Source organism: Priestia sp. USM5 (assembly GCF_058323215.1).
In genome coordinates this window covers 3,402,469-3,428,968 of the sequence record NZ_JBSGKN010000001.1, presented here as the reverse complement: position 1 = coordinate 3,428,968, position 26,500 = coordinate 3,402,469, and the positions used below count along the sequence as shown (strand labels likewise).

The window sequence follows — 26,500 nt, the reverse complement described above, 5'->3', positions numbered from 1 at the left end:
CATTTTTTTATTAGCATTCAGTATATCTCAAAATAAGGTAGTTTGACAAAGATTTTATAAAAAAAAACTCGCTTATATTAAGCGAGTTTTTTAGTAGGATGACGTACGATAATGTGCATGCGTTCATACACATATTGAATACGTTCAGTATATTCTATGAACTCAGAGCTCATTGGAGATAGCTGATCAGCAATACGGTGCATAATAGCAGCTTCTTCTTTTAACGAATCTAAATTTTGAGTTCTGTCAATTCTAGATTTAAATGTTAACGAAATCATGTTATTCACCTCGTTGTTATATTACTTGTTATGAGACACTATGTCCGTGACTTTTATCACTCTAGTCAAAGGTGATAACGTAATTATTTGATGTTTGCCGGCATTTTGTGTAGGATGATTAGAAAAGGGTTTTTATGGGAGAATGAAATGAATTTAAAACGAATGCACCACGTAGCCATTATAGGAAGTAATTATGAACGTTCAAAAGCTTTTTATGTAAATGTGTTAGGATGCAAGATTATAGAAGAAACATATAGAAAAGAAAGAGATTCATATAAGCTAGATTTAGAAGTAGCTCCTGGCTATCAAATTGAGTTGTTCTCGTTTCCAAATCCGCCACAGCGTCCTTCAAGACCTGAAGCGTGCGGCTTACGCCATTTAGCTTTTGCGGTTGAAAGCGTAGAGGATTCCAAGCGTGAACTAGAGCAGCAAGGGATTGATGTGGAACCTATTAGGGTAGATGAACTAACGGGAAAAAAATTCACATTTTTTGCTGATCCGGACGGGTTACCGCTAGAGCTTTATGAAGAGAAAGAGGGGGAATAAGGAGTATGTGCAATTATTTATTCGTATACGGAACGCTTCTTGAAGGAGAAGGTAATCACGGGTTGCTGCATCATGCGCGCTCAATTGCCAAGCAGGCAAAAACGAAAGGAAAATTATATGATACTAAGCAAGGCTATCCGATGCTTGATATCGACAGTGAACACATTGTATACGGAGAAGTATATGAAGTGACCGATCAGCTTATGTGGAAGGCGCTTGATGAATTAGAAGGGTACATTCATGAAGGTCATAAAGACAATGAATATGATAAAGTTGTGCAAACGGTTGAAACGGACCAAGGTGAATTTGAAGCCGTTGTATATGTAGCAAGAGACCGTTCTCTGCTGCAAGAATTTATTCCAGGCGGAAACTGGCGCGTATGGAAAGAAGATTTATTAGAAGGCATGCTGTATTTTGCTTACGGTTCATGTATGGATACCGATCGTTTTATTAAGCACGGCGTTGATCAGCATTTCCAAGACTGTCTTGGCAGAGCTGTTTTTAAAGGCTATACGCTTCGATATAACCACGTTATTCATGACGGAGGACGTGCAGACATGGTTGAAGAAGGCGGAGTTGTTGAAGGCAAACTGTACCGCGTGCCGCCCGAAGCAATTACGTATTTGTATGGCAGAGAAGGGGTAGATAATAACGGCTATCGTCCTGCTATTATTTCTGTCGAGCATGAAGGTAAGGTGGTGGATCATGTTCTTACTTTTTTTGTGTTAAATAAAGAAAAAGAAGTCGCACCTCCGGATCACTATTCGACTGAAATTATTCGAGGAGCAACAGGTGTACTCAGCGAAGAATACGTTCAGAAGCTAATAGAGCAAGTCCATGCGCTAAAAAATAGCGATGTTGTAAATAACTAATATAAAAAGACGCAGGGACAAAAGTAGTTTAGCTGAAGAAAGCTCCGAACGAGTAATCGTTCGGAGCTTTTCATTGTTATGGTGAACGCAGTCCAGATCATTGATCCCATTTGTTCGTCTCAAGGTTGGATTGATTTTGTTATGTTCTCTGTTGCATTAGCTAAAGGAAACAGAGAATTCTGTTTGAAATACACCGTCTTTTGATAAACGGTTGATGCCTAATTTTTCTTTGAAATTTCCGTTGTGGTCATGCGTATCTGCAATTCCAAACCAAGGTTCGATGCAAAGAAAAGGAGCGATTGTATGATTTTCTGCATCATACTTTGACCAAATACCGACATAAGGGAAATCATTAAACTGAACGTTAATTTGATTTTCATTAACCGGTGATTTAATTGTAATTCCGTCAATATGGCTAAAAATTAACGCGTCATTTGCAAATAAATCTGCGCTTAGCGGCAGCTTGTGCACATTTTCTGCAGCCCCTTTTTCATGAATAAGAGCGTCTTTTAATACAAATTCCTTCGGCGTAGTTTCAGAAGGCTCTATTTCTAAAAAGTAATCAGAAATCTGCTCGTTTTCACGTAACGGAATACGAAAAGCAGGGTGGGCTCCAATTGAAAAATACATATCCTCTTTATCTTCATTTACTACTTTCCACTGAAACGTTAATCGATTGTTTTCCAGACGGTAGCTAATTTCAACTGAACATTCAAATGGATATACGTCTTTAAACCGGCCGTTTGTGGCAAATTTCAGCCGTGCTGTTTCGTTTGTTTGCTCAATCACGGTGAAAGTAGAATCACGTAAAAAACCGTGCTGAGGCAAAGAGTATTCGCGCTGATCAACGGTATACTGATCATTTTTTAATCGGCCTACGATTGGAAACAATACGGGCGATACTCGTCCCCAATAAGCGGGGTCTCCGCTCCACATAAACTGCAGGCCTTTTTCCTTATGAAATACTTCTACAACTTCCGCTCCTTTTTCTTCAACGCTGACTTTCATTTCGCTATTTTCTAGTACAATCATTACAACATCTCCCAAATCATTGTTGTACGCTAGAGCTGTCTCAAACGTACTGGCTTTGCTTATATTATACCCTTCTTGGCAAAAAAGGTATTAATTTCCCTATTTTTGTTCAAATTAATATAGAAAAAGGAGGGTTCAAATATGAATCATGCAACATTATTGCTCATTAAATTTGCAGCGGCACTTATTGCGTTTGGTATAGGCCTTGATTTGTTTTTTGATGCAACCATCGGAGACATTATTTCTTTTAGCTTGTTAACGACAGTTGTGACATATCTAGTAGTGGATCGAATTGTACTGCCTCGAGTGGGAAATCGTGATGCCATTATTGTTGAATTTGTTCTAACGTATATGAGCGTATGGATTTTTGGCACATTGTTATTAGACAGTTACGTTCAAATTGCTTGGGGAAGTATTATTTCTGCAGCTATTATTACATTTGCTGAAGTTTTTGTTCACCGCTACTTATTCAACCATATTGAAACAAAACATACAGCGAGAACGCGTCCGGCTTTTAAGCGAAAACTAGCGTATGACACAGAATTTGCAGAAGAACAGCATGTAGAAAACAAAGAAAATCCAAAATAAAAAGAGGTTGGAACAAAAGTATTTTAGCTGAAGTGAAAAACGAACCACTAATCAACATGTCTGATTAGTGGTTCGTTTTTTTTGTTATGGTGAACGTATGTTTCATTTGTTTCGTTCTTTCTAGCAGTTGATTTGAGGGCAAGGTGAAGACTCCCGCGGAAAGCGAAGTCTTGCACGGAAATCGACTGGGGTGTCACAAGCGGTTCAGCTCATGTATCCCATTTGTTCGTCTTTAGGTTGGATTCATTTCGTTACGCCTCAACCTCTTTTTATGTGTTAATGCATAAAAGCCATTTCGTTTAAAGGCCAATATTTCATGTTGACTTCTCCCATGATTGAAGAAATGGGAGTGAGGCCAAAATGTCTTCCGTCCCGGCTTATGCGTCTGTTGTCACCTAGCACTAATACGTATCCATCCGGTATCGTGCCGTCTGGAGACAATTCGTACGTGGAAAAGTTTTCAGTAAATCGCTCGTAAGCGGGCACTTTGGATAAATATTTATGAAGATGCGGCTCTTTTTTGACTTTGTTATTTATATACAGAACATCATCTTTGTATTCGACCGTTTCTCCTGGTAAGCCCACAATCCGCTTTACTAGAAAATCACTGCTATAGGGAGCTTGTAACACGACAATATCAAAGCGCTCCAGCTTGCTGTGTTTGTTAATAATAATTCGATTGCCTTCGTGCAAAATAGGCTTCATAGAATCGCCTTTTACAGTGTAGGGCTGAAACCAATAGTGCTGAACGACAACAGAAAGCAAAACGGTGCCGAGGATGACGCTTGTGTATGTAAGAATTTCACGCTTTATTTTTTTATTGATCATAATGGATGAACACCTTCTTAACGGTAAGACTATCAATTTAGGTTTTTCATAGAGATATAACAGTGTTGATTGTACCATTCAGAACTAAAGTTTTCCATATCTATCTGTTTATGCGTGTATCCCGAAAATATGCTTGGCGGAACAAAAAATGAAAAAAGCCGTTATTCTTTAAAATAACGACTTTTCTTTATTATAACTGAGCGCGCTCAGTTCGAGTAGCTGGTTGATTTGGTTCTTCTTCTATAACAGGCTCAACAGGCTTATGCTGCTTGATTTCTTCTTCTAGTTCAGCAATTCGCTTGTTTTTCTGTTTCACTTGTCCTCTTAGTTGAACAATTTTTACAAAGCTCAATGAAGCAGCAACAACTCCTCCAAACACAGCCGTTGTTAAGATGATTAAAATAAGAGGCCATTTTTGTGAACCAAATACATAGTTAAATTGTACAGGATCGTTGTTAATTACAGCTAAAACAGCAATGATAAGAGCAAATATAAGTCCTAAAACAAAAAAGCTCTGTCCTTTCATAAGCTGCACTTCCTTTCTTTACATGGTCATTACAACTTTTATAGCGTAACCACTCATCTTAAGTGTTTGCTATCTTGCTTATAGGTATACGTATCCACATTTAAACAAAATCAAACATTTTCTTGATTATATATATCTTTCTTTTAAAACACAATATATCAATTGGTGTAGAAAGTTTGACATGTCCAAAGACCTGATAGAGGGGGATTTTTGAGGGAAGGGAGTAGGTATAAGGCTTCATTGTCATAAAAAAAGCACGCGTTCGCCGCGTGCTTTTTTTATGTATAAACTTAAAATGCGTTTAGGGTGTTATCGCTTAACCACTGTTTGCGTTCAGCTGCATCTTCGAATAACTCATCTGCATTTGTAAATTGAGAAGCAATGACATATTCAATTGTTGCAAGAGGAGCTGTTAGCAAACGCCAGTTTAATACGATTGTATTATCTTGAGTCGTAGCGTATTCTTCACCTAACTCGTCCCACTTAACAGATTCAGGAGCATTGTCAGCTGCTTTTTTAACAGATTTCAAAGCTTCTTGGAATTTTTCACCTGCGCGGCCTTGGTACCATTCTGTTAATAGTTGTCCAATACCTTCATTTGTTTGCTGCTCGTTCCAGCTTTCAGGTACTGTAGCAATGAATTTTGCACGGAATGTCATTTCAGCTTTTGCTACATCTCCACGAACGATGTTTAAGCGGTATTGACGCCCTAGGTAAGGGAATTTGTCTCCTTCTTCAAAAGAACCAGTTTTAGCTGCAGAAGCTGCTGCTTTAGGAGCCTCTTTTTTAGCTGTTTCTTTTTTTACTGCTTCTTTCTTTGGAGCAGCTGGCTTTTCCTCAGCTGGTTGTGAACCGTTTAGTTGTTTTAAAATCCATGTTGCTTTGCGTGCGATGATTGAACGCACATTGTTTTCATTAAGACCTCTTGGGATAATAACTTTTACCCCTTCTTTGTCACAAATTTGCACCGTGATATCGGTTCTATTTGGAACGACTTCAATTTTGTAGTCAATTGTTTGATTGCCTGTTTGATACGTATACATAAAATTTTTCGTACTCCTTTCTACAAATCTTCATTTTATAAGCAAAGGTAGAGTTTGGTCAAATGAAAGAATAATCAGACAGTTATCAACTGCTGTTGCAGCGCCTTGCAGGAAGATATGTATTCCAATATTTAGTGGAAAAGCGCCAATAATAATTGTTTCAATTCTTCTTTAGTTTTTACAAAAAAATATAAAAATATGCCGATACTACTAATATAGATTAGACATTCTATGTCTTTAGATTGTATAGGGGATGAAAAAATGAAAAAAGCTTTTCAAAGTTTACGCATGAAAATGCTATGTATGATTGCAGCCATGATGGCCATAACATCTACTGTAATTGAAGTAACCAATTATTATCTTATTGTGAAACAAGAGCAAGCAGCTTCGATTACGCTAGTGATTACATTTCTGTTTGTTTCTTTTACAACTACCGTGTTCTATTTTATCATACGTCGCTACATAATTGCGGTTGAAAATTTGTCAAAAACAATGAAAGGGATTTCAAACGGCGATTTATCTGTAGATGTTGTTCCTTTGAAAGGGAAAAATGAGATTAGTACACTCATATCTTCATTTAATGAAATGATGACTCACATGAGAATACTGCGTCAGAAAATAAGTAAAACAAAGAGCACGGTCAGTCATTCCTCAGAGCAATTGCTTGTAAGCATGGAGGAAACAAAAACAGCTGTGACAGAAGTTACGATGTCTATTCAAGAAATTGCTGCGGGTTCTGATAAGCAGTTGCTAAGTGTGGTTGAAACCGAGCAGGCTATGGTGGATATGGCCAAGCTGCTTCAGAAAATGACTGATCATTCTTCAAAGGTACAACAATCGATGAACAGAGCCTCTGAACATGCTTCTACCGGAAATGTTGCGGTGAAAGATGTGACGAATCAAATGAATAAAATCTATGAAACCGTTAAGATATCGACCAGTGAAGTAAAGGGACTCGAAGATCGTTCCGCAGAGATTGGCCGCATTATTAATACGATTACAAGAATTGCTGAACAAACAAATCTTCTTGCGCTTAATGCTGCTATTGAAGCTGCAAGGGCTGGAGAACATGGAAAAGGTTTTGCTGTAGTGGCAGGGGAAGTACGTAAGCTAGCGGAAGAATCTAAAACGTCCGCTATACAAATCAGTCATTTGTTAAAAGAAATTGAAGTACAGGCAAAGCGGGCTTATCAAAACATGGAAGTGAATACGGAAGAAGTCACGCTTGGTATTGCCACTGTCGAAGATGTAACGCAACAGTTTTCCACAATTATGGAAGATGTCTTTGCCGCTCAAGAACAAATGAACAAAATGACAAAAGCAACAGGAGAGATTGATGGGTATTCGTTCAAAGTAATGGAGTCCGTCATGACCCTTTCGGAGGTTGCTAAACAAGCAGCTGCTTACGCTGAAGAAGTAGCTGCGGCTTCACAAGAAGAGTTAGCATCTATGGAAGAACTTGTGATGTTGGCAGCTAATTTAAAAGCTACGGTAAGTGAGTCCTGAAGTCTATCTTGATATGTACGTAATACGCGCAGTTTTCTGCGTGTATTTGTTTTATTTATATCTTTTATAGAAAACGATAAATAGAATTGACACGTTATCAAAGCAGTTGTATAGTGAGTACGCAAGGCGGCAGTCCGCCTTTTTTAATTCTTAGTAAACTTATAAGTTAAATAAAATATTTGAGTGCTATATAAGGAGACAAAGAGATGAAAAATGAATTCCGTTTGGCAACAAATGACGACGCGGATAACTTATTGAACTTAACTCTACAAGCATATAAGCCTATTCGAGAGCTAGGCATTCCTTTCTTAGCAGCTACTGCTGATCTTGCCCTCGTTAAGAAAAATATTTCTCAAAACCTTTGCTATGTATATGAAGAAGATAAAAGAATCGCTGCAACTGTATCTATACGAATGCCTTGGGGAGAACATCCAGGTCCGTTTGCTGTTCCGCATTTTTGGTGGTTTGCAGTGGACCCGTCGCTTGCCAGGAAAGGCGTTGGATCTAAGCTGCTGCATCTAGTAGAGGAAGAGGTAATAAAGAATACGTTTAAATCGCCAGGTGTGTCTTTAGGAACAGCAAAAGAACATCCTTGGTTAGTTGAGATGTATGAACGAAAAGGATATGTTCAAGCTAAAGAAAAGCACCTTGCACAAGGCTATACGACCGTATTTCTTTATAAAAAATTCAATGAGGTACACTCTTTGTCGTAAAAGATAGAGAAGTGGTCTAAATTAAGAAATGTGAAAGAGTGATAAATATGACAGATCAATTACTACTAAATACACTAATAGACATACGCCGTGAGCTGCACCGGTTTCCAGAGCTTTCAATGAAAGAATATGAAACAACTAAACGTATTAAAAAGTGGTTAAAGCACTACGATATTTCTATAGCGGATGCATTCCATTTAGACGTGGGAGCAGTAGCGGAAATTGTGGGAGGAAAGCCGGGACCTACTATCGCTATTCGAGCTGATATTGATGCGCTGCCAATTGAAGAAAAAACCAATCTGCCATTTGCTTCTGAAGTGAACGGTGTTATGCACGCATGCGGACATGATTTTCATACGGCTTCTATAATCGGAGCAGCCATTCTTCTCAAAGAGCGTCAGCAGGAGCTTTGCGGTACGGTTCGATTTATCTTTCAACCGGCCGAAGAAACGGCTTCTGGGGCAAAAATGCTCGTTGAAAAAGGTGTGCTCGAAGGAGTAGAAGCGATATTTGGAATGCATAACAAACCGAATCTTCCTGTAGGAACCATTGGTGTCAAATCGGGACCTTTAATGGCAAGCGTTGATCGTTTTGAAATTGACGTCAAAGGAGTAGGCGGTCACGCAGGTATTCCAGAAAAAACAGTAGATCCGATTGCTGCTGCTGGTCAAATTGTTACTAGTTTACAAACCATTGTCAGCCGTAATCTCAGCCCATTTCAAAATGTTGTTGTCAGCATAACTCAAATCCACGGAGGGAGCTCGTGGAACGTCATTCCTGACAAAGTAACGCTTGAAGGAACGGTGCGTACCTTTCAAGAAGAAGCGAGAGAAAAAATACCGGCTCTTATGAAACGAACTGCTGAAGGGATTGGAGCAGCTTTCGGCGCTTCAGTAGACGTTAAATGGTATCCGTATCTTCCTGTAGTAAACAATGATGATACGCTGGAAAAATTGGTTATTAACGCTGCAGAGAATCTTAGTTATCAAGTCGTAGAAGCTGAACAATCGCCTGGAGGAGAAGATTTTGCCGTATATCAGCAGCGTGTACCAGGATTTTTTGTATGGATGGGTACGGCTGGAGAATATGAATGGCACCATCCTTCTTTTTCATTAAATGAAGAGGCATTACTTGTAGCAGCTTCTTATTTTGCTAATCTAAGCTTTGACTTTTTGAATTCATTCCATTACCACAAAAATTAAAATATTTTTATTTTTCTATTTACGCGGATGGAATTGTTTGATAAAATAAATTTTAAATTAAAAAAGTTATCACGAGTGGACGAGAGATCTGGCTCTTTGACTCCACAGCAACCTACGAATGTAAGGTGCTCCTACCAGCAAAGCATGTGCTTTGGGTGATAAAACGGGTGAAAAACTCATTTTGCATCAAAGCAAAATGAGTTTTTTTTATTTTTCTAAAAGGAGAGGGTTTTATGAGTCATACAGCAGTTGCAGCACATACAGGAGAGAAAGCATTAAAGGAAGCCGTAAAATTATTAGGAAAGCATTATCAAGTAGCTTATCGTGAATTAGAAACATTTTATGAAATTGTGGTCGAAAACCATGTTCGTACATATGCTGTAGGCATAGATATTAAAGATGTACAAAAAGCAAATGAACTAGAAATTTATTCATCATGCTGTTCCAAGCTTGAGCGAGTAGGCTGTCTTTTATAGAAGTCTGCTCGCGCCTCTATTTTTAAAGTGTTTTTAAATAGAAAGCATGTTTTTTGACAATTGAAGAATCTGGTGGGTATAATCATTACTCACTAGGTTTCAAAATTAATCATAAATTGTCGAAATTTTTACACAAATTAAAGGTTACATTCGAAATGAATTGTGGTATGTTATAAAACAAGAATATTTTATGAAAGGAGCATTGAAATGGAAATGTCTCTTGAACATGGAAACGATGCAGGAAGCGAACAGCTTATTGATCGTATCCTAGACTTTTTAGAAGATGACGAAAAGTAAAAAAAAGAGTGTGCGGTGCTAGCCCTAGCCGCGCACTCTTTTTTTATCATGTGCGTCAAGGAAGCGCATACTATGATACATAGGGATAGAATGAAAGGGTCTCTGTCAAAGGGATTGACGAATCGTTTTGTTTGATGGAAAATTTAGAAAAAGGAAAGAGATGAAGGGTATGTCGAACAAAACATCTTTGTATCAAACAAAAGAACAGTTAAAGAAGCTTGTAAGCGAATTGGTTTCTATACCTAGCGTGACAGGAACGATGGCAGAAGTGGAAATGGCTGAATCGATAGCGTCGTATTTATTGAAGCTGCCTTACTTTCAAAAAAACGAGCAAGTTGAGCTTCATTCAACAGGAGACGGGCGATCGATTGTCACAGCTTTTGTTGAAGGGAAAAATACGAATAAAACAGTTGTATTAGTCAGTCATTACGACGTAGTGGATGTACAAGATTATGGACAGTGGAAAAAGGATGCTTTTCACGCTGATACGTTAACGAGTACTTTTTATAATGATATGGAACAAGTTCCGGCGCACGTACAAAAAGATATGATAAAAGGAGACTGGCTTTTTGGCCGAGGAACGATGGACATGAAAGCAGGTATTGCTCTGCATATCAGTATGATTGAACGAGCATGCAACGGAGAGTTTGACGGAAACATCCTGCTTCTGTCGGTACCGGATGAAGAAGTAAATTCGCTCGGAATGAGAAAAGCAGTGCCTGTTCTTTTAGAACTTGCGTGCAAACATCAGCTGGATTTTTCTCTCATGCTAAATGCAGAACCAGTGTTCAGCCGCTATCCTGGTGATCAAACGAACTATGTGTACTCAGGATCGATTGGCAAGATCATGCCAAGCTTTTTGTGTTATGGAAAAGAAACTCATGTAGGGGAACCGCTAGCTGGTTTGAATGCTAATTTACTAGCTTCTTATTTAACAACAGAAATAGAACTAAACGTTGATTTTTGCGAAAAAGTAAGAGATGAAACGAGTCCACCTCCTACTGTGCTGATACAAAAAGATTTAAAAGAAGAGTATTCCGTTCAAGTTCCGCACTCTGCCGTTGTATTATTTAATTTATTTATGTTAAACCGCTCTCTTAAAGAAGTAACAGATCTGCTGTTGAAATCGGCTGACAAAGCGGCTTTGAATGTAAAAAAACATTATAATAAAGCTGCTCGGCAGTACGCTGTGGGAATGGAGGGTTCATCCCTTGACGTGAACGTATGGACGTATGAAGAACTTTATACTCATGCAGTCAAACAGCACGGTGAAAAATATGTGCAAGAAATGGAAGCGGCACTTTTGGCACAAGAAGATGATGACAGAAATAAAACCATTAAATTAGTAAACTCTTTAGCTGGTTTATGTAAAGAAGCAGCTCCGATGATAGTCTTATTTTTTACGCCGCCTTTTTACCCGGCCGTTTGTTCACATGATGATCTCTTTGTACAAAAGATTTTGTCAAACGTACAGGCAACTGCCAAAGAGCAATTCCAAGTGGAGCTAGTTGAACAAAGTTATTTTGGCGGAATTTCGGATTTAAGCTATGCCAGCTTGCAGCACCCGCTTCATACATTTAACACGTTAGTAGCCAATATGCCTCTATGGAATAAAGGATATCATATCCCGCTAGAAGAGCTAGAGGAGCTGAAGATGCCGGTGCTGAACATTGGACCGCTGGGAAGAGATGCGCATCAATGGACCGAAAGATTAGACGTTCAGTATTCCTTTGAGATTTTGCCTCACTTCATTTATCAAGCTATAAAAGAAGCACAGAAATAAACATCCGCCCGCGGATGTTTATTTGTTGAATTTAAAAGAAGCTCCTTGTACGGTAATTTGTTGCGGTGTTAGAGCGTGATCCAATTCAACCAAAAATGGACGCTCTCCAACTTTTTTTAATGTATCGTGGACAACACCTTGTGTTCCGCTGCAAAAAATAAGGTTTCCTTTATTGACATATAGTTTTTGACAACGTGCATCAAGTAAAGAGTCTTTGTAGCTTTCGCCAGCCTGAACGTCCAGCAGTTTTGTCCATTTGCTGATGGATTCTTCAAGGTTATGTACAGCACAGTAAATGTTTTTTAGCTGCAGCTGACCGGCTTGATGGGAAGAAAGAGCAGCTAGCTTTGGCTTGCGTTTTTCTTCTGGTTCACCCCACTCAATAAAGAAAGGAAAAGGGAGGGCATCATGGTCATCTTCAATAAAACACATTTGCCATTGAAGTCTTTCTCCATCATTAGTTTGACGAGACCCCGCTACAGGGCCTTTTACAGTGTAGCCCTTGTCTTTCAGCTCGGTTATGAGCAAATCCATATCATCTGTACGAAGGGCAAATCGCCCAAAATGACCAAACGGCGTATGTTCGTTAACAAGCTGCTGAATAAGATCATTATCTGTAACTGTTTGAGCTAATGCGATATCTGTAAGCCCAAGCCACTCAATATAGCTCAGGTGAAAATAAGCCAACGTGTTAAAAGTGCCCCATTTTTCATGGGTACCGCCTTTAATAACATTGATTCCGTATTCGTTTAGTTCTTTCTGAGCTTTAATAGGATCAGGTGAAAAATGAACAAGATGATCAAAAGATAAGTGCATGGGTAGGCCTCCTTTTAAGAGAGATTCTTTCCCACTATTATACTTTGTTTTCTTTTTTAAGAAGAGTAAAACGAATGATTATGTAAAATAAAAATCTTGAAAAAAGCAAGCCGCGTATATTTTAGACTCGGCTTGCTTTAGAGTTAGTTAGCGACGGCAGCCATGCCCTTTAAAGCAGCAGCCAAATGATTTATTAAACCATGGATATGAGCAGCAAGGTGAACCGCAGCGACAGCGGCGACGGCTAGAACGGCGAGTAGAACGGCGAGTAGTGCAGCGAGTAGAACGGCGAGTAGTGCGACGAGTAGAACGGCGAGTAGTGCGACGAGTAGTGCGACGAGTAGTGCGGCGAGTAGTGCGACGAGTAGTGCGACGAGTAGTGCGACGAGTAGTGCGGCGAGTAGAACGGCGAGTAGAACGACGAGTAGAACGACGACGAGAACGTCTGTGAAGAGCAGTTGGCTCTTGGTACATAAATGTTTCAAGCTCAGTAGAAGCAAGTGCTTCTGTTGCTTCTCTAATTCTTTCAGCAGTGATATGCATATAAACACCTCCTGGCTAATTCGGTACATAATACAATATGTACAAGGAAGGTGTTTGGATATAGTGAAAACATGGAATTTGTCTAAATTTGTGAAAGAAATGGAGTGGTTTTCATGCTTCAAATCCTCGAACATCAAAGAGTGGATATCGCTCTTCAAATAGTAGCTGTGCAAGTAGAAGCTTATCAAGAAGAAGCAAGGCTCATTAGCTTTTCAGATATTCCTCAGCTTACAGAAAGCAAAGAAGATGTTATGAAAAGCAAGGAAGTGTTTATCGGAGAAATAATTGAAGGTAAGCTAGCAGGCGTGCTGTCGTTTGAAAAAGAAAATGAGCGATTAACGATTTGCCGCCTTGTTGTGCGTCCTCGTTACTTTCGAAAAGGAATCGGAAGCCGTCTTTTAACATATGTACTTCAAAGATATTCAGAATGTGAGTGTATGGTTTCCACAGCCGAAAAAAATACACCTGCGATTAAGCTATACGAAGCTCATCGGTTTTCAATTATAAAACACACTGCAGCTGCGGATAATCTTGTGTTAGTAACGATGAAAAGAGATTGAGACATAGCTAGATTAATCCAAAGACTAACAAATTGGCTACATGAGCTAGTAGGAATCGGCTGTTGATTTCCCTACAAGGCTTCGCTTTCCGCAGGAGTCTTCGCCTTGCCCTCCAATCACCAGCTAGAAGTACCTACATACATGAAACTTACGTTTACCATAGCAATAAAAAAATCCGAACGCGTTGGATTCTCCATCAAGAATCTCGATTCATCGTTCGGATCTTCCTTCAGCTAAAATACTTTTGTTTCAGCCTCTATGATGATAGTGTTTGCTCAGAATAATCTAGAGCTGTATGACGCTGAATCAGCAGTAAAGCAGCTAAAGTGACAACTGCTCCGATAATAAAAGGCAGCGTCATATTGAGTTTAAAGGCAAATGCACCAAGCAGAGGGCCAAAAATACGCCCTAAGCTATCCATTGAGGCAGTTAACCCTGAAGCAGAGCCATATCCTACTTTGGTTCTCATCGTAATTAATGAGAGGACACAAGGACGAATAAGGGCATTTCCTGCTGTAAATATGCACAGAAATAAGGTAGCATTAACGGCACTAGAAGATAACAAAATAGACGTAAATCCTATTGCTGAAACCAATAAGCCAATAGCCATCAGTTTTTTTTCATTTCCTTTTTTAAATCGCTGCAGTACACCGCCTTGAATCAGGGCTTGAGTTAAACCGCTCGCCATAAACATCCATCCGATTGTCGTGGGAGTAGCATTGATTTTCGCTATTTGAAAAAATTGAAAAGTAGCTTCTAAACCAGCGAGCGTAAAAGTAGCTAAAAATGAAAGAACATATAAATACTTCATAGCTCCTTGAAAATCTGACGTGAAGTCATGCCATCTGGATGTCTGTATTTTGGCAGCAGGTTCTTTTCGTAACGATTCTTTTAACGTAAAGAATGAGAACGCTGTCATAATCAGTGACAAGATACCAGAGATAACGAAGGGAACAAACAAGCCGAAAGACGAAAGGACACCGCCTAATGCCGGTCCAAAAATAAAGCCTAAGCCAATTGACATCCCTAACAGTCCCATTGCTTTCGTGCGGTTTTCTTCATCTGTACTATCAGAAGCGTATGCAAAAGCACAAGGAATAACAGCTCCTGCAAACAAACCTCCGATGATGCGTGACGTATACATCAGAGTCAAAGAGTTTTCTGCCACCGAAAAAAGAAAAAAGCTTGCGCTAAAGCCAAGTAAGCCCCAAAGTAAGATGGGACGGCGGCCTTTTATATCGGAAAGCTTCCCCCAAAAAGGTGCGGTAATAAAAGATGCGATCGAATAGCTAGCCATTAGTATCCCTAAATTGACCGTGCTTGCACCCGTGGCACGAATAACTTCAGGTACGATGGGGATGATCACGCCAAAGCCGACAAATACCATAAAAATAACAAACATTAACGTTCCAAGCTGTTTGTTCATATGCAATTAAGCCCCTTTCTCTGTAGAACATGCCGTGAGTTTAGTATACCAAATACAAAGACGTTTTTTACGTATATTTGGTAAAAAGCGCTTTATTTATAAGTGAAGAAAACATGTTAATATTTACCTGTTGCGCTGAAGCTGATACAATTAAAAGAAAAGGGACGTGAAGCAATTGCCAATATGGATTGTATTTGCTGGAATCATAGGCGGTCTTTTAGGATTTGGGGCGCTAGTGGATTATATAGCTAAAAAGAGAAGTGTCGAGCTAAATCCAGAAGAAGGGATAAAGAATGCTTCTGATGCAGAACAAATCTATGTGGAAAATTACCTTTATCAAACAAAAGAAAATAACAATCACTTTCAATAAAAAAAAAGCTTGGAGAGAAATCTCCAAGCTTTTTTAATGCGGTAAAAAGATGAGCTGATAGAGAAATAAAACAGCAAAGACATACACAAGCGGATGAACTTGTTTGCCTTTTCCTTTTACCAGCTTCATTAACGGATAAGAAATGAAGCCAAGCGCAATTCCTGTTGCAATACTTGATGTAAGAGGCATCGCTAGAACAACTAAAAAGGCAGGGAACGCTTCATCAAAGTCATTCCAATTAATTTTAGCTACAGCACCCATCATCAAGCTTCCGACAATAATTAATGCAGGTGAAGTAATAGCTGCTACGCCAGAAACCGAGCTTACAACCGGGCTAAAGAATGCTGCCACGATAAATAGAATGGCTACCGTCACGCCCGTTAGACCTGTACGTCCGCCTGCTGCTACACCAGATGAAGATTCAACGTAAGCGGTTGTTGGGCTTGTACCAAATAAAGCGCCAATCGTTGTACCAAAGGAGTCAGCAAGCAATGCTTGACGCACGCGAGGCATCTTATTACCTTTCATAAGACCGGCCTGTTGAGCTACGCCTACCATTGTACCTGTTGTATCAAAAATCGTCACAAGTAAGAAAGAAAAAACAACTGTGTACAAATCATGATGAATAACATCTCCAAAAGCAGCAAAAGGATTTGAAATCATTAAGCCATCTGGAAGGTGAGGGGAAGCAAACAAACCTTTATCAAATGAAAGCTGTCCTCTAAAGAAAGCAATTAATCCGGTAATAATCATACCGAAGAATAAAGCGCCGTTTACATTTAGCGTATATAAAATGATTGTAATCGCAAGTCCAATCAGTGTTAAAACTACTTTCTCAGACTGCAAATCACCAAGTCCAATTAAATTTGATTTATTTGCAACAATAATACCGGCTGAACGAAGCCCGATAAAAGCAATAAATAAACCGATACCAGCACTGATCGCGTGCTTTAAATTGTTTGGAATAGCTTCAATTAATTTTTCACGAAACGATGTTAACGATAGGATGATAAAGATAATACCCGCTACGAATACAGCTGAAAAAGCAGTAGCATAGTCGATACTTCCATTTGAACCAACAACTAAAGCAGCAAAGTATGCATTCATTCCCATACCGGGAGCAATAGCGATTGGATAGTTAGCTGCAAGAGCCATCCATAGCGTAGCTACGACTGCTGAAATAATAGTAGCTGTAAATACTTGATCAAAAGGAACGCCGGCGCTGGACAAAATAACTGGGTTCACAATGACGATATAAATCATGGTTAAAAACGTTGTAATACCAGCTAAAATCTCCGTTTTAGCATCCGTGTTATATTCTTTTAACTTAAACATAAGTAACCTCCAAAAATAACGAACATTAAAAGCAACATGATATATAATATTCGTTTTTTACTTGAAATGCAATAGATTTGCATATAAAAAATCAAAAACTAAAAAAGTGACGATAAAAGAGCTAAAATAAGTGTGAAATATTTCTTTTTTTCGGTGCTTTTTATAGTGTGCGCGTATAGAAGAGGCTCATACGAAAAAAAGCCGCTTAGGCTATAGCGGCTATGTTGCTTGTTTTGAGGAAACGACTATCGGAAATTTTATTTTAATGGAAAGAGTTAAATCGTGATAGGTATATTCCAAGCGTCCGTGGTAGTTGGAAACAAGTTCAGAAATGATCCACGTGCCAAGGCCTTCGTGGCGTTCTTTCTTTTCTGTCACATGAAAAGAAGTAAACAAGTGATCTTGACGCTCTCGTGATAAAGGAGCGGTAGAATTGCTGACTTCTAAAATGTAAATGCCACTTCGAATCATACTCGAAACGGTTATCTCTTTTTTCTCAGAAGAATGAGCGGCTTCTAAAGCATTATGCAGTAAATTCATGATGAGATTCATTTGGTCAAGGTGCTTTAAAGGCAGCTGTGATAACGGTGAATCTAATTGAACATTCATATGTATTCCCCACGTATGTGCTTGATTCTTGCTTTGATGTACAACAGAAGCAACGTGCGAATGTTCACCTTGAATATATGAATGGGTATCATTCAAAGCTTCAACGTAATCTTGAATGTACTCTTGTGCCTGCTGTCTTTGGTTTGTTTCTAGAAGATAGGATACGGCGCTGACATGTTTAATAAAATCATGTCTTTCAGCTCTTAACGCTTGAAAAAGCTCATTGTTTTTTTGAATTTCACGTGAAGCACTGCTTTCCCGGTTAGCTACGAATATGTATTTTTGATAAGACGAAAACATGTCGGTCATGTAACCAATCATTGCAATAACGGTTAGGCCAATACTAAGAGGTGAAGATAGGCTAAATAAAAGCAGAAAAAAAGACGTCAGTACGATTGCTTTTTTTATGGTTAGTGGAGGAGCCGTTTGATATTTCTTTCTCCATATAAAAAATGAACCAATTATAAAAGAACTAAGTAGGAGATGTAAACTAACAGGCAGGTCTTTAAAAAAGAGGAGCACGAAAACAGTTAGTAAAACTAGTGTGTAAAATAGTTTCATTTTAGATAGTCCCTCCTTTAAAAGTATTCTTTTTGCAAGATGTCTAAATTTGTTTTCGTGATTAAAGCTGTTTTTTCGGTGCTTTGAAACATCACTGAGTATGAGTGCTTAGTATACAGGGAGAAATTTTGAATATAGGAAATGTTGATAATAAAAGCTCGATGAGACCTTAGAAAATGACTCGCGGTTAATTCTTTTTCAATTTCGTTTAATGATTGATAGGTACTAAATTCTCCATTTCTCGTTATGATGGTGGTAGAGCGACCCGTTCGTTCTGCAAATATAATATCTTGTTTGTTCAGCACTTGCATTTCGGTTTTTTGTTTTAAAATAAGCTTATCTCTTGTGTTATTTGATTGGTTTTTTTGATAAAAACGCTGAATGCCTTTTAACAGACGCTCTTTAGAGTAAGGCTTCATAATGTAGTCTAAAACGTTGAGTTCAAATGCATGAACGGCAAAGCCGCTGTGCCCAGTGACAAAGATGACTTGAATATCAAGTGCGTAAGCATTGATAAAGTCTGCAAGCTCATAACCTGATAGTTTTGGCATTTCAATATCTGTAATTAATAAATCAATTTCATTTTTTTTAATTTCGTTATAAGCTTCCTCCGCGCTGCTAGTCGAAAAAAGTATGTCTATATCATCTTCTCTTTCTAAAGAAATCCTCAATTTTTCTAAATCATATGAATGATCATCCACTAATCCTACCTTCATAAATAAAAACCCTCTTTGTTTTATTCTATTGGATATTACCACACTATTTTACCATGATTTACAAGATGGAAAGGACGTTTCGCGACATAAAAGACCCTCTTTATGACAAGATGGAAGATGCTGTATAAAAAATAAGCTAAGATATAGTCAATCACAGTAAAAGGGGAGAGCGGATATGATTGAAATCAAAGGTGTGACGAAATATTTTAAAGAGAAAAAGCAAACAATTGCAGCTGTTCAAGATATTCATGTAACCATCGCACAAGGAGAAATTGTAGGACTATTAGGTGAAAATGGAGCGGGGAAAACAACTCTTTTACGTATGCTGTCGACTGTACTTGAACCATCGGAAGGCCATATGTTCATTCACGGAATTAACATTCATAAACGGCCTGATAAAATAAAGCAAAAAATCGGCGTCCTTTTTGGCGGTGAAACAGGTTTATACGACCGTTTAACTGCGCGTGAAAACTTAGCTTATTTTGCTAAGTTTTATGGAATGAGTAAACATGAAACAAAGATAAGGATTGAGGAACTGGCCAAACGTTTTGGAATGAAAGACTACTTAGACCGCCGCGTCGGAGGCTTTTCAAAAGGAATGCGTCAAAAAGTAGCCATTGCACGCACTATTCTTCATAACCCAGACGTTATCCTATTTGATGAACCGACTACAGGATTAGACATTACATCAGCAAACATGTTTCGCGAGCTTATTAAAAGTCTGCAAAGAGAAGGAAAAACGATTGTTTTTTCCAGTCACATTATGGAAGAAGTGGAGATGCTGTGTCAGTCTATCATCATGATTCATAAAGGAAAAATGATTTATCAAGGAACAAATGAACAGCTGTATAAAGAAGAGGAAAGTACAGACTTAAACTACATCTTTATGTCGCGTATCGTGAGGGGGGCTTAATATGATTTGGCATATTTATAAAAAAGAGTTGATTGATTGTTTGCGAGATCGCAAAACGATTATCTTTAGCGTGTTGATTCCGATTCTGTTAAATGTAGGGATTATCTTTTTTGCAGACAAAATGATGGCTAGTGATCAAACAGATTCCATGTCTGTAGCTGTTACAAAAGATTCTGATGCCAGTGTGATCGACTGGTTAAAAAACGATGACAATATTAAAGTAATTGAAAGCAGAAATCCACTCAGTGCTGTAGAACAAGGGAAAGCGTTAGCGGCGTTAAAGCTACCAGACGATTTTTCTTCAGAAGTGCGTAAGATGAAATCGCCAGAAGTTACTGTTTATACGGATTCAGCGAGCATGAACTCAGGTGCTACCGCAGAGTATATACAAAATATACTGAATAAACATCGAGAAGCTATAGTTAGCGAACGCTTAGACCAACTAAATGTGAATAGTCAAACGATAGCTCCGTTTAATGTGGTTGAAAAAGGAGTGTCTAAAGAAGATGACGGCTCTTTAACAATGATTGCGATGTTTGCGCCAATGATTATCATTATGGGCGTTTTAGGTGGCATTCTTCCTTCTGCCAATGATATTTTTGCAGGTGAAAAAGAACGGAAGACGATGGAAGCTCTATTGATGGCTCCTGTCAAACGAACGCAATTACTGGTTGGAAAATGGCTTACGATCTCTACATTCGGTATCGTAAGCGGCCTTTTGTCTACATTGGCATTTGTTTTCTCTGTACGTTATTTAACAACTATATTAAATGATGCACTGCAGCTTAAGGGTCATGTTACAACCTTTATCTTCTCGTTTTTAGTCACCCTTACCCTGCTAGCGCTGCTAGGAGCTATGGTATTATGTATTCTTAGTCTTTTGGCAAGTTCGGTTAAAGAAGCACAAAGCTATACATCCCAGATTATGATGGTAGCGGTACTTCCATACTTTTTACTGATGGGAAAATCCGTGCACGAACTGCAGCTAAGCGGATTTTTAATTCCTATTTATAACGTATTTGCACTTATGAAACAGCTTCTCTACGGTGTCTATGACATGCAGAGTCTCATCTATACAATAGGAAGCTTATCGGTTTGTACGGTTGTTTTATTTGCGGTTGGTTATACGATGTTTACAAAAAGCCGCTGGGTGCTTGGTAAAGGTTAAGAGACTGGGCAAAAGTAGTTTAGTTGAAGGAAGGTCCGAACGAGTAATCGTTCGGATTTTTTTACTGGAATAGTGAACGTAGGTTTCAAGTATGCAGTTAGTTGCTTTTAGCTGTTGATTGGAGGGAAAGACGGAGACTGCTGCGGGGAAAGCGGAATAGGTGAGACCGAGCAGGAGCGGAAGCGACGAGGAGGCTCACCCGCCGCCCGCGGAAAGCGAAGTCTTGCACGGAAATCAACAGCGGTGTCACAAGCGCTTCATAATAGCTCACTTACTCCATTTGTTTGTATTAAATTGAAGTGATTTCGTTATGTCTCAACTTTTTTGTAGGGAAAGAGCAACAAAAAGAGAATGTAGAAAGAAAGGGGAGTGGAACAATTGCATCCTATTATAGTAGAAGAAATTCCTCATTCGATAAAAAAGTATGTAAAGCAAATCGAAAAAGTGACGTTTCCGAAGCAAGGGTGTACATCGGATGTCGGTATTCTTCATACCGCTAAAGGGAGATATGTTTTAAAACGGGCAAAAAGGGAAAAGTACAGAAAATGGTTATATAAGGAATATTATGTATTAAAAAATATACGCGCTCTGGAAGAATGTCAAAGCCCGATCGCTTACAAATTCGTTCAAACAGCAGAAGAGAGCTGGATGCTGCTAGAATTTTTTGAAGGAAAGACGGTAAGAGAGTATTTAGAGAAGGAAGATAATGAAAAAAAGCGTGAGCACGTTGTCTATGAAATGGGGCATCTTCTTGCTCGTATTCACAATGCTGAGTGTCCAGAACGATTAGTGAGTAAGCAGCCGTGGATCCACCGAATGCTGCAAGAGGCAGAGTACAATTTAACCCACTATGAGGTAGACGGAAATCAACGGCTGCTAAAACAACTGCAGAAGCAAAACATGATATGCAAACAAGAGGTACTTATTCACGGAGACTACACGATTGATAATGTACTTGTACACGACGGTCAGATAACAGCTGTTATTGACTGGAGCGGAGGAACTTTAGGAGACGCTCGTTATGATATGGCGCTGGCTGTTCGTTTTGAAGACGGCATCTTTACAGGTAAAGAGCGCGCGTCTTTTTTTAAGGGATACGGCAAGGGGATTTCACAGAGCGAATTTTGTTATTTTGCAGAAGGTTTATACGAGTTTTTCTAGGGAATAATGACATCATTTTCTTCATTTGTTGAACGTCCACTTTCTTTGACGAATTCATACTAGTTTTGTCACGTATGAAGGGATTTAAAGATTTCTCTCGAAATGGCTAGTAAATGAAAAAATGGAGGGATGGAACATGACGATGAAAACGGTGGATGTGGCAAAGTCGCTGGGAATACATCCAAGTACGGTATTAAAATGGGTTAAAATGGCGGATATCGAGCTAGAGAGAAATGAATCGGGACACTGTGAGTTTACAGAAGAAAATATTGAAGCACTTAGAGACTTTCAAAAAAACCGCAATCGTCAAGCCGTCGTCAAAGTGGTAGAAAAAGTAGTAGAAAAAGAGGAAGTCGTTATATCTGATGAACGTGCACAAGATATGCAAAAGCAGCTTGATCAGCTTTTTTTAAGACTGATTGAAAATGAAAAGCGTACAGAAGAAAAAGCGGGAGAAGTAGTGACCTTTCAAATTTTAGAGCATCGTTCAGAAATCGATCGGTTAAATAAAGTTATTACGAAATTAGAAAATCGAGTAGCGGAACTTGAAAGTCAGTTGAAAAGTGAAGACAGCTTAAAAGGTAAAAAGCCTGTTCCAAGATGGAGAAGCTTTTTAACCGGTATTTTTAGCTACTAGCAGCGATTTACCATAACGGTAAATCGCTTTTTTTATGGAATTTTATGAAAAATACATCAATTCGTACAGAATTGTGGAAAAAAATCTCAATAATAGTTGACGAAACGCTTAGTAATTTGATAAAACTAATTAAGTTAAGAAAGTGAAATACTTTCGTAAATACATATTCGTTATCATGCGATAGCGTTAAGGAGAGTGACAAGTGAAAAAAAGAGAAGAGCTCGTTCAAGAAATGGAGACGCTGTTTCGCTTTGTGTTCAGACAGCTTCGCCAAGAAATTAATGAAGTATACAATTCAGAGCTATCAACAAATGAATTTATGGTGCTTCGTATGCTGGTTGATTCCGGCAGGCAGCGATCAACTGATTTATCTAAGTATCTTCAAGTGTCAGCAAGCCACATTACGGCGGTAACCGACTTGCTTTTGTCAAAAGGCTACATTGCACGCAAACGGTCTGAAAATGATCGACGTATTATTGATATTGAACTGACCAAAGAAGGGCAAGATATTTTTAATGTGATTCAAGAAAAAAAACGAGCGTATTTCCTTGAGCGGTTTGAGCACTTTACAGATAAAGAAATTGAAACGATGAATAAACTGTTTCACAAAATTAAAGGTGATCAAAAATAAAGCGCTTTAAATGCGGAAGAATAATCAGTGAAGATGAGCTTCACTGATTATTTTTTTGTCTTAAAACGGAAAGAGTACAAGAAGCAAGTTAGTTGGTGAGAACATCAAATCAGCGTATAATAATAGAAAGAATACATGAAGGAGGTCATCTTTTTGACAGAACAATATGAAGTAGCAACTTTTGCCGGCGGCTGTTTTTGGTGTATGGTGAAGCCCTTTGATGAACAGCCAGGCATTATAAAAGTTGTATCTGGCTATACAGGCGGTCACAAAGAGAACCCGACGTACAAAGAAGTATGCTCAGAAACAACGGGCCACTATGAAGCGGTCCAAATTACATTTGACCCAGAAGTTTTTCCATATGAAAATCTTTTAGAACTATACTGGCCTCAAATTGACCCAACGGATGCAGGCGGACAATTTGCGGATCGAGGCGATTCATATCGAACAGCTATCTTTTATCACAATGAGCACCAAAAGGCACTAGCTGAAGAATCCAAGCAACAATTAGAAGCAAGCGGTCGTTTTTCTGAACCAATTGCCACACAAATTCTACCGGCAAAACCGTTTTATGAAGCGGAAGAATACCATCAAGGTTATTATAAGAAAAATAAATTCCGCTATGCTATGTATCGACGAGGATCTGGACGTGATCGTTTTATTAAAGAAAACTGGAAAGACTTTGGCCGCGACGAGCAGCTAAAATCGACATTAACGCCTATTCAATATGAAGTTACTCAAAATGACGCAACGGAACCCCCGTTTCGCAATGAATTTTGGGATCATACAAAAGATGGTATTTATGTAGATATCGTATCAGGAGAGCCATTGTTTAGTTCAACGGATAAATATGATGCCGGATGCGGATGGCCGTCTTTCACAAAAGCGATTAATAAAGATGAAGTAAAAGAAAACATGGACGTTAGTCATAATATGGTTCGTACAGAAGTACGAAGCAAAACGGCTAACTCTCATTTAGGTCATTTATTTGATGATGGTCCGCAAGATGCAGGCGGCTTGCGTTATTGCATCAACTCAGCAGCTCTTCGATTTGTTCCGAAGGAAGATTTAGAAAAAGAAGGATACGGGGAATACGCTGTTTTATTTAACAAATAAAATAATATGAAAAAAAGAGCGTGATTCAACTTAAAGTTGGCTCACGCTCTTCTTTTTGTGCTTTCTTTTGTTTTATTTTGGCTCGAATGAGGCTATAGAGAAAAAGGAAAGGAATGTAGCCATAAATAAAGTAAAAGCCGGTCATGGATAATCGTGTATTAAGATGATCGATAGTTTCTCGATCGTCAAAGAAAATAGAAAAACCAAGAAGGGCAATAAGAACTAATATGAGAAAAATCGTAGGCGGCTTATTAAATGTTTTACTAAATCCACGAATTGTACACCATACGCTGACAGCAATAGTAGGAAGAACGACTAAAAGCCACAGAGAAATTAAAATATATTCAAAACGCTGTAAAAATGGAATTTCAATAATTTTAGCCATTGTTAAAGTTGGCCAGATTGTATGCATTAACTGTCCTTGACTAAAGTAAGCAAATGACACTAATGCCGTGCACAAATATAAAAAAGTACTGAACAAAATGCCATATTGCCCCCACTTCTGACTAGTAGCGCCATTTTTTATAAACGGATAGAAAAAAAGCACGGATTCAAACCCCAAATTCTCAAAGGTCATCATCTTAGTCGAAATTAAAAATTCCCATATCGTGTGATCAAACAAAGGAAATAAATTATTAATGTGCCCATACTTCAAAGGGTAAATTAAGGCAAATATGAGCGGCAAGGGAAGCATGACCCCAAAAAAGGCAATTCCAGTAATCACACGAAACCCACCGGAAACCGTGTAGTAAATAATAGGCAAGTATACAAGTGATACGATCCATGTTTCTAACTGTGGAAACATCCATATTTGTAAAATCTCTACGTAGGTTCGGTAAATCGTTAGCGCAAAGATAAAATAATAAATGGAAGCGGCAAGGGTTAAAGCTCCTCCAAGGTATTTACCGAAATATAACCGGTGAATATCAACAATATCGCTGTTTTCACGAGTTAAGATATTAAAGATCATGGCTAATAAAATACAAACGCTGATTGCAGCAAGGAAGATGGATATCCATGCTTCATATCCGGCACCTTTAATAATATAACGCTGAAACCCTAGTATTCCAACGCCAATCTGAGTAGAGTGAACTAAGAAAAAAAGAAAAGAAGGGGAAACTTGATTTTCTTCTTTAATTGTATTGTGCATCTTTTCTTCCTCCTAGTTGCTAATACCGGTTTGAATAAGGTGAACGCGAGCTTTTACTTCAATATTCATATCCGGATATTGCGCTTTAAATTCTTCACTGTTAAACCTTCTCGTTTTACTTCGAACATAATCTGTAAAACAAATGGGGTCGATCCTATGTTGCTGAAGTTTCTTAATAAAGGCATCCCCATCTTTTTCAATATCTTTTTGGAGCATTTTTTCAACCATTTTAATACGAGTCGGATCAGTTAGGTCCACCCATCCAGGAAATTCTTTTACAAGGCCATCGATAGTTAAGTGCGCAACAATACTTGGATGTTGATGATTTCCTTTAATTTCATACTTTGTTTTGGTGCGCAAGTTTTGCAATATAATTTCGCCTTTACGGTCATTCTCTTTAATTTTTACTGCGTAGCGTCCGTGCTTTGTTCCGCTTGTTAGCAGCTTAAATAAAAATGTTTCTTTCATTCCAATGGTTGTAACGACTTTTTGTTCTTTGAAAAGCGCCAGCCCCTTTAATTTAATAGCATCTTTTTCTTGTGCTAAAACAGGAAGGTACGGGTCACGGTCGTCGCTAAAAAAACTGAATAAAAAAATTTGTAAATTGGTGTTAGGCAAATTTTCTGTGCGGATATTTTGTTCGATTAAATTAGAAATAAACTGATAGTCCTTAATTTTCTTTTTTGTAACGGAGCTTAATAATTCATGTGCGTTGCCGTCTACAATGCTTAATTTAATATTACGTCCAAGGTCTGGATTTCTAGCAATTGTATTTACTAACTCATCTACTCCATGTGTCGCAAATTCTTTTCCCATAACGATGCTTCTCAGCTGCCCAAACGCGACGGGAAGAGATGATTTATTGTTTAAACGGAGTGGAATATCAAATGATGAATTAGCAGTAGCCGCAATAATACTCGGTTCTTCCGTTGGTCCGTATTTATAGATAGGGTATAAAATTGTTCCTCTGACTTTATTGCTTTGAGGAATATAATCATATCCGATGGAGTTGACTACTTGAATTTCGTCAATCGTTTCACGGTCTGCACAGCTCGTTAAAAAAGTAAGGCAAGTGCATAAAATTAGTATTCTTTTCAT

30 protein-coding genes and 1 riboswitch are annotated in these 26,500 nt (G+C 38.5%); of the genes, 17 read left to right on the top strand and 13 right to left on the bottom strand.

Annotated elements, in window-relative coordinates; genetic code table 11:
• Positions 1 to 77: 77 nt before the first annotated feature.
• On the bottom strand, positions 78 to 278 hold the full coding sequence (locus ACWATA_RS18310) for a hypothetical protein (protein ID WP_028414212.1): 201 nt from the start codon (positions 276 to 278) through the stop codon (positions 78 to 80).
• Between the two features lie 147 nt (positions 279 to 425).
• Here ACWATA_RS18310 and gloA2 point away from each other — a divergent pair, with 147 nt between their 5' ends.
• Both gloA2 and ACWATA_RS18300 read left to right on the top strand, forming a co-directional pair.
• Positions 426 to 824, top strand: a complete 399-nt coding sequence (gene gloA2, locus ACWATA_RS18305; protein WP_014461134.1) for an SMU1112c/YaeR family gloxylase I-like metalloprotein — start codon at positions 426 to 428, stop codon at positions 822 to 824.
• Positions 825 to 829: 5 nt separating this feature from the next.
• On the top strand, positions 830 to 1,696 hold the full coding sequence (locus ACWATA_RS18300) for a gamma-glutamylcyclotransferase family protein (RefSeq protein WP_165635643.1): 867 nt from the start codon (positions 830 to 832) through the stop codon (positions 1,694 to 1,696).
• A gap of 156 nt (positions 1,697 to 1,852) precedes the next feature.
• On the opposite strand, the gene ACWATA_RS18295 is transcribed toward ACWATA_RS18300, so the two are convergent.
• The gene (locus ACWATA_RS18295) at positions 1,853 to 2,728 is read right to left on the bottom strand and encodes an aldose 1-epimerase family protein (RefSeq protein ID WP_257041140.1); all 876 of its coding nucleotides are present in this window, start codon (positions 2,726 to 2,728) and stop codon (positions 1,853 to 1,855) included.
• A 141-nt stretch (positions 2,729 to 2,869) separates the two neighbouring features.
• On the opposite strand from ACWATA_RS18295, the gene ACWATA_RS18290 reads away from it, so the two are divergent.
• The gene (locus ACWATA_RS18290) at positions 2,870 to 3,316 is read left to right on the top strand and encodes a YndM family protein (protein WP_016763336.1); all 447 of its coding nucleotides are present in this window, start codon (positions 2,870 to 2,872) and stop codon (positions 3,314 to 3,316) included.
• Between the two features lie 276 nt (positions 3,317 to 3,592).
• On the opposite strand, the gene lepB is transcribed toward ACWATA_RS18290, so the two are convergent.
• The 3 genes from lepB to ACWATA_RS18275 form a co-directional block, all read right to left on the bottom strand.
• Complete coding sequence (lepB, locus tag ACWATA_RS18285; protein WP_328170474.1) at positions 3,593 to 4,144, bottom strand: signal peptidase I; 552 nt, start codon at positions 4,142 to 4,144, stop codon at positions 3,593 to 3,595.
• A gap of 190 nt (positions 4,145 to 4,334) precedes the next feature.
• The gene (locus tag ACWATA_RS18280) at positions 4,335 to 4,670 is read right to left on the bottom strand and encodes a LapA family protein (RefSeq protein ID WP_473050025.1); all 336 of its coding nucleotides are present in this window, start codon (positions 4,668 to 4,670) and stop codon (positions 4,335 to 4,337) included.
• A gap of 290 nt (positions 4,671 to 4,960) precedes the next feature.
• Entirely contained in the window at positions 4,961 to 5,713 is a 753-nt protein-coding gene (locus tag ACWATA_RS18275; protein WP_028414208.1) for a M48 family metallopeptidase, read from the bottom strand.
• Positions 5,714 to 5,974: 261 nt separating this feature from the next.
• Here ACWATA_RS18275 and ACWATA_RS18270 point away from each other — a divergent pair, with 261 nt between their 5' ends.
• The 5 genes from ACWATA_RS18270 to ACWATA_RS18250 all read left to right on the top strand — a co-directional run bounded on the left by ACWATA_RS18270 (position 5,975) and on the right by ACWATA_RS18250 (position 11,690).
• Positions 5,975 to 7,219 carry a methyl-accepting chemotaxis protein gene (locus tag ACWATA_RS18270; protein ID WP_473050023.1) on the top strand — a complete coding sequence of 415 codons (1,245 nt, stop codon included), beginning with the start codon at positions 5,975 to 5,977 and terminating at the stop codon, positions 7,217 to 7,219.
• A 206-nt stretch (positions 7,220 to 7,425) separates the two neighbouring features.
• Positions 7,426 to 7,932 (top strand): GNAT family N-acetyltransferase, encoded by a 507-nt coding sequence (locus ACWATA_RS18265; RefSeq protein WP_048020280.1) that lies wholly within the window; start codon positions 7,426 to 7,428, stop codon positions 7,930 to 7,932.
• Positions 7,933 to 7,979: 47 nt separating this feature from the next.
• Entirely contained in the window at positions 7,980 to 9,134 is a 1,155-nt protein-coding gene (locus tag ACWATA_RS18260; protein WP_033578345.1) for an amidohydrolase, read from the top strand.
• 63 nt (positions 9,135 to 9,197) lie between these two features.
• Positions 9,198 to 9,299, top strand: a riboswitch (SAM riboswitch).
• A gap of 68 nt (positions 9,300 to 9,367) precedes the next feature.
• Positions 9,368 to 9,610, top strand: coding sequence for a hypothetical protein (locus ACWATA_RS18255; protein ID WP_028414204.1), 243 nt, complete (start codon positions 9,368 to 9,370; stop codon positions 9,608 to 9,610).
• A 466-nt stretch (positions 9,611 to 10,076) separates the two neighbouring features.
• Entirely contained in the window at positions 10,077 to 11,690 is a 1,614-nt protein-coding gene (locus ACWATA_RS18250) for a M20/M25/M40 family metallo-hydrolase (protein ID WP_033578346.1), read from the top strand.
• A gap of 18 nt (positions 11,691 to 11,708) precedes the next feature.
• Here the strand turns inward: ACWATA_RS18250 and ACWATA_RS18245 are convergent, their stop codons facing one another.
• Complete coding sequence (locus ACWATA_RS18245) at positions 11,709 to 12,506, bottom strand: VOC family protein (RefSeq protein ID WP_049163510.1); 798 nt, start codon at positions 12,504 to 12,506, stop codon at positions 11,709 to 11,711.
• 147 nt (positions 12,507 to 12,653) lie between these two features.
• Positions 12,654 to 13,049, bottom strand: a complete 396-nt coding sequence (locus ACWATA_RS18240; RefSeq protein ID WP_328141060.1) for a CotG/ExsB N-terminal domain-containing protein — start codon at positions 13,047 to 13,049, stop codon at positions 12,654 to 12,656.
• A gap of 113 nt (positions 13,050 to 13,162) precedes the next feature.
• Between ACWATA_RS18240 and ACWATA_RS18235 the strand changes: the two genes are divergently transcribed.
• Positions 13,163 to 13,609, top strand: a complete 447-nt coding sequence (locus ACWATA_RS18235; protein ID WP_033578349.1) for a GNAT family N-acetyltransferase — start codon at positions 13,163 to 13,165, stop codon at positions 13,607 to 13,609.
• A gap of 256 nt (positions 13,610 to 13,865) precedes the next feature.
• Here ACWATA_RS18235 and ACWATA_RS18230 read toward each other — a convergent pair whose 3' ends face one another.
• On the bottom strand, positions 13,866 to 15,035 hold the full coding sequence (locus ACWATA_RS18230) for an MFS transporter (RefSeq protein WP_033578350.1): 1,170 nt from the start codon (positions 15,033 to 15,035) through the stop codon (positions 13,866 to 13,868).
• 175 nt (positions 15,036 to 15,210) lie between these two features.
• Between ACWATA_RS18230 and ACWATA_RS18225 the strand changes: the two genes are divergently transcribed.
• A complete protein-coding gene (locus ACWATA_RS18225) occupies positions 15,211 to 15,405 on the top strand; it encodes a hypothetical protein (RefSeq protein ID WP_033578351.1) in 195 nt (64 codons plus the stop codon).
• A gap of 33 nt (positions 15,406 to 15,438) precedes the next feature.
• On the opposite strand, the gene ACWATA_RS18220 is transcribed toward ACWATA_RS18225, so the two are convergent.
• From ACWATA_RS18220 to ACWATA_RS18210, 3 genes are all read right to left on the bottom strand, one after another.
• Positions 15,439 to 16,740, bottom strand: coding sequence for an NCS2 family permease (locus ACWATA_RS18220; protein WP_013055916.1), 1,302 nt, complete (start codon positions 16,738 to 16,740; stop codon positions 15,439 to 15,441).
• Between the two features lie 219 nt (positions 16,741 to 16,959).
• Entirely contained in the window at positions 16,960 to 17,910 is a 951-nt protein-coding gene (locus ACWATA_RS18215) for a sensor histidine kinase (protein ID WP_049163516.1), read from the bottom strand.
• A gap of 17 nt (positions 17,911 to 17,927) precedes the next feature.
• A complete protein-coding gene (locus ACWATA_RS18210; protein WP_049163519.1) occupies positions 17,928 to 18,626 on the bottom strand; it encodes a LytR/AlgR family response regulator transcription factor in 699 nt (232 codons plus the stop codon).
• A 175-nt stretch (positions 18,627 to 18,801) separates the two neighbouring features.
• On the opposite strand from ACWATA_RS18210, the gene ACWATA_RS18205 reads away from it, so the two are divergent.
• The 7 genes from ACWATA_RS18205 to msrA all read left to right on the top strand — a co-directional run bounded on the left by ACWATA_RS18205 (position 18,802) and on the right by msrA (position 24,252).
• Positions 18,802 to 19,539, top strand: a complete 738-nt coding sequence (locus ACWATA_RS18205; RefSeq protein ID WP_049163521.1) for an ABC transporter ATP-binding protein — start codon at positions 18,802 to 18,804, stop codon at positions 19,537 to 19,539.
• Position 19,540: 1 nt separating this feature from the next.
• Entirely contained in the window at positions 19,541 to 20,707 is a 1,167-nt protein-coding gene (locus tag ACWATA_RS18200) for an ABC transporter permease (protein WP_473050020.1), read from the top strand.
• Positions 20,708 to 20,821: 114 nt separating this feature from the next.
• On the top strand, positions 20,822 to 21,010 hold the full coding sequence (locus tag ACWATA_RS18195; protein WP_080754392.1) for a hypothetical protein: 189 nt from the start codon (positions 20,822 to 20,824) through the stop codon (positions 21,008 to 21,010).
• 75 nt (positions 21,011 to 21,085) lie between these two features.
• Complete coding sequence (locus ACWATA_RS18190; protein ID WP_473050019.1) at positions 21,086 to 21,868, top strand: aminoglycoside phosphotransferase family protein; 783 nt, start codon at positions 21,086 to 21,088, stop codon at positions 21,866 to 21,868.
• Between the two features lie 136 nt (positions 21,869 to 22,004).
• Positions 22,005 to 22,505, top strand: coding sequence for a MerR family transcriptional regulator (locus ACWATA_RS18185; RefSeq protein WP_033578357.1), 501 nt, complete (start codon positions 22,005 to 22,007; stop codon positions 22,503 to 22,505).
• A 202-nt stretch (positions 22,506 to 22,707) separates the two neighbouring features.
• Positions 22,708 to 23,136 carry a MarR family winged helix-turn-helix transcriptional regulator gene (locus ACWATA_RS18180; RefSeq protein ID WP_028414193.1) on the top strand — a complete coding sequence of 143 codons (429 nt, stop codon included), beginning with the start codon at positions 22,708 to 22,710 and terminating at the stop codon, positions 23,134 to 23,136.
• A gap of 153 nt (positions 23,137 to 23,289) precedes the next feature.
• On the top strand, positions 23,290 to 24,252 hold the full coding sequence (gene msrA, locus ACWATA_RS18175; RefSeq protein WP_367032806.1) for a peptide-methionine (S)-S-oxide reductase MsrA: 963 nt from the start codon (positions 23,290 to 23,292) through the stop codon (positions 24,250 to 24,252).
• A 25-nt stretch (positions 24,253 to 24,277) separates the two neighbouring features.
• On the opposite strand, the gene ACWATA_RS18170 is transcribed toward msrA, so the two are convergent.
• Positions 24,278 to 25,402 (bottom strand): GerAB/ArcD/ProY family transporter, encoded by a 1,125-nt coding sequence (locus ACWATA_RS18170; RefSeq protein WP_047751419.1) that lies wholly within the window; start codon positions 25,400 to 25,402, stop codon positions 24,278 to 24,280.
• 12 nt (positions 25,403 to 25,414) lie between these two features.
• Positions 25,415 to 26,500 (bottom strand): Ger(x)C family spore germination protein, encoded by a 1,086-nt coding sequence (locus tag ACWATA_RS18165; protein WP_047751418.1) that lies wholly within the window; start codon positions 26,498 to 26,500, stop codon positions 25,415 to 25,417.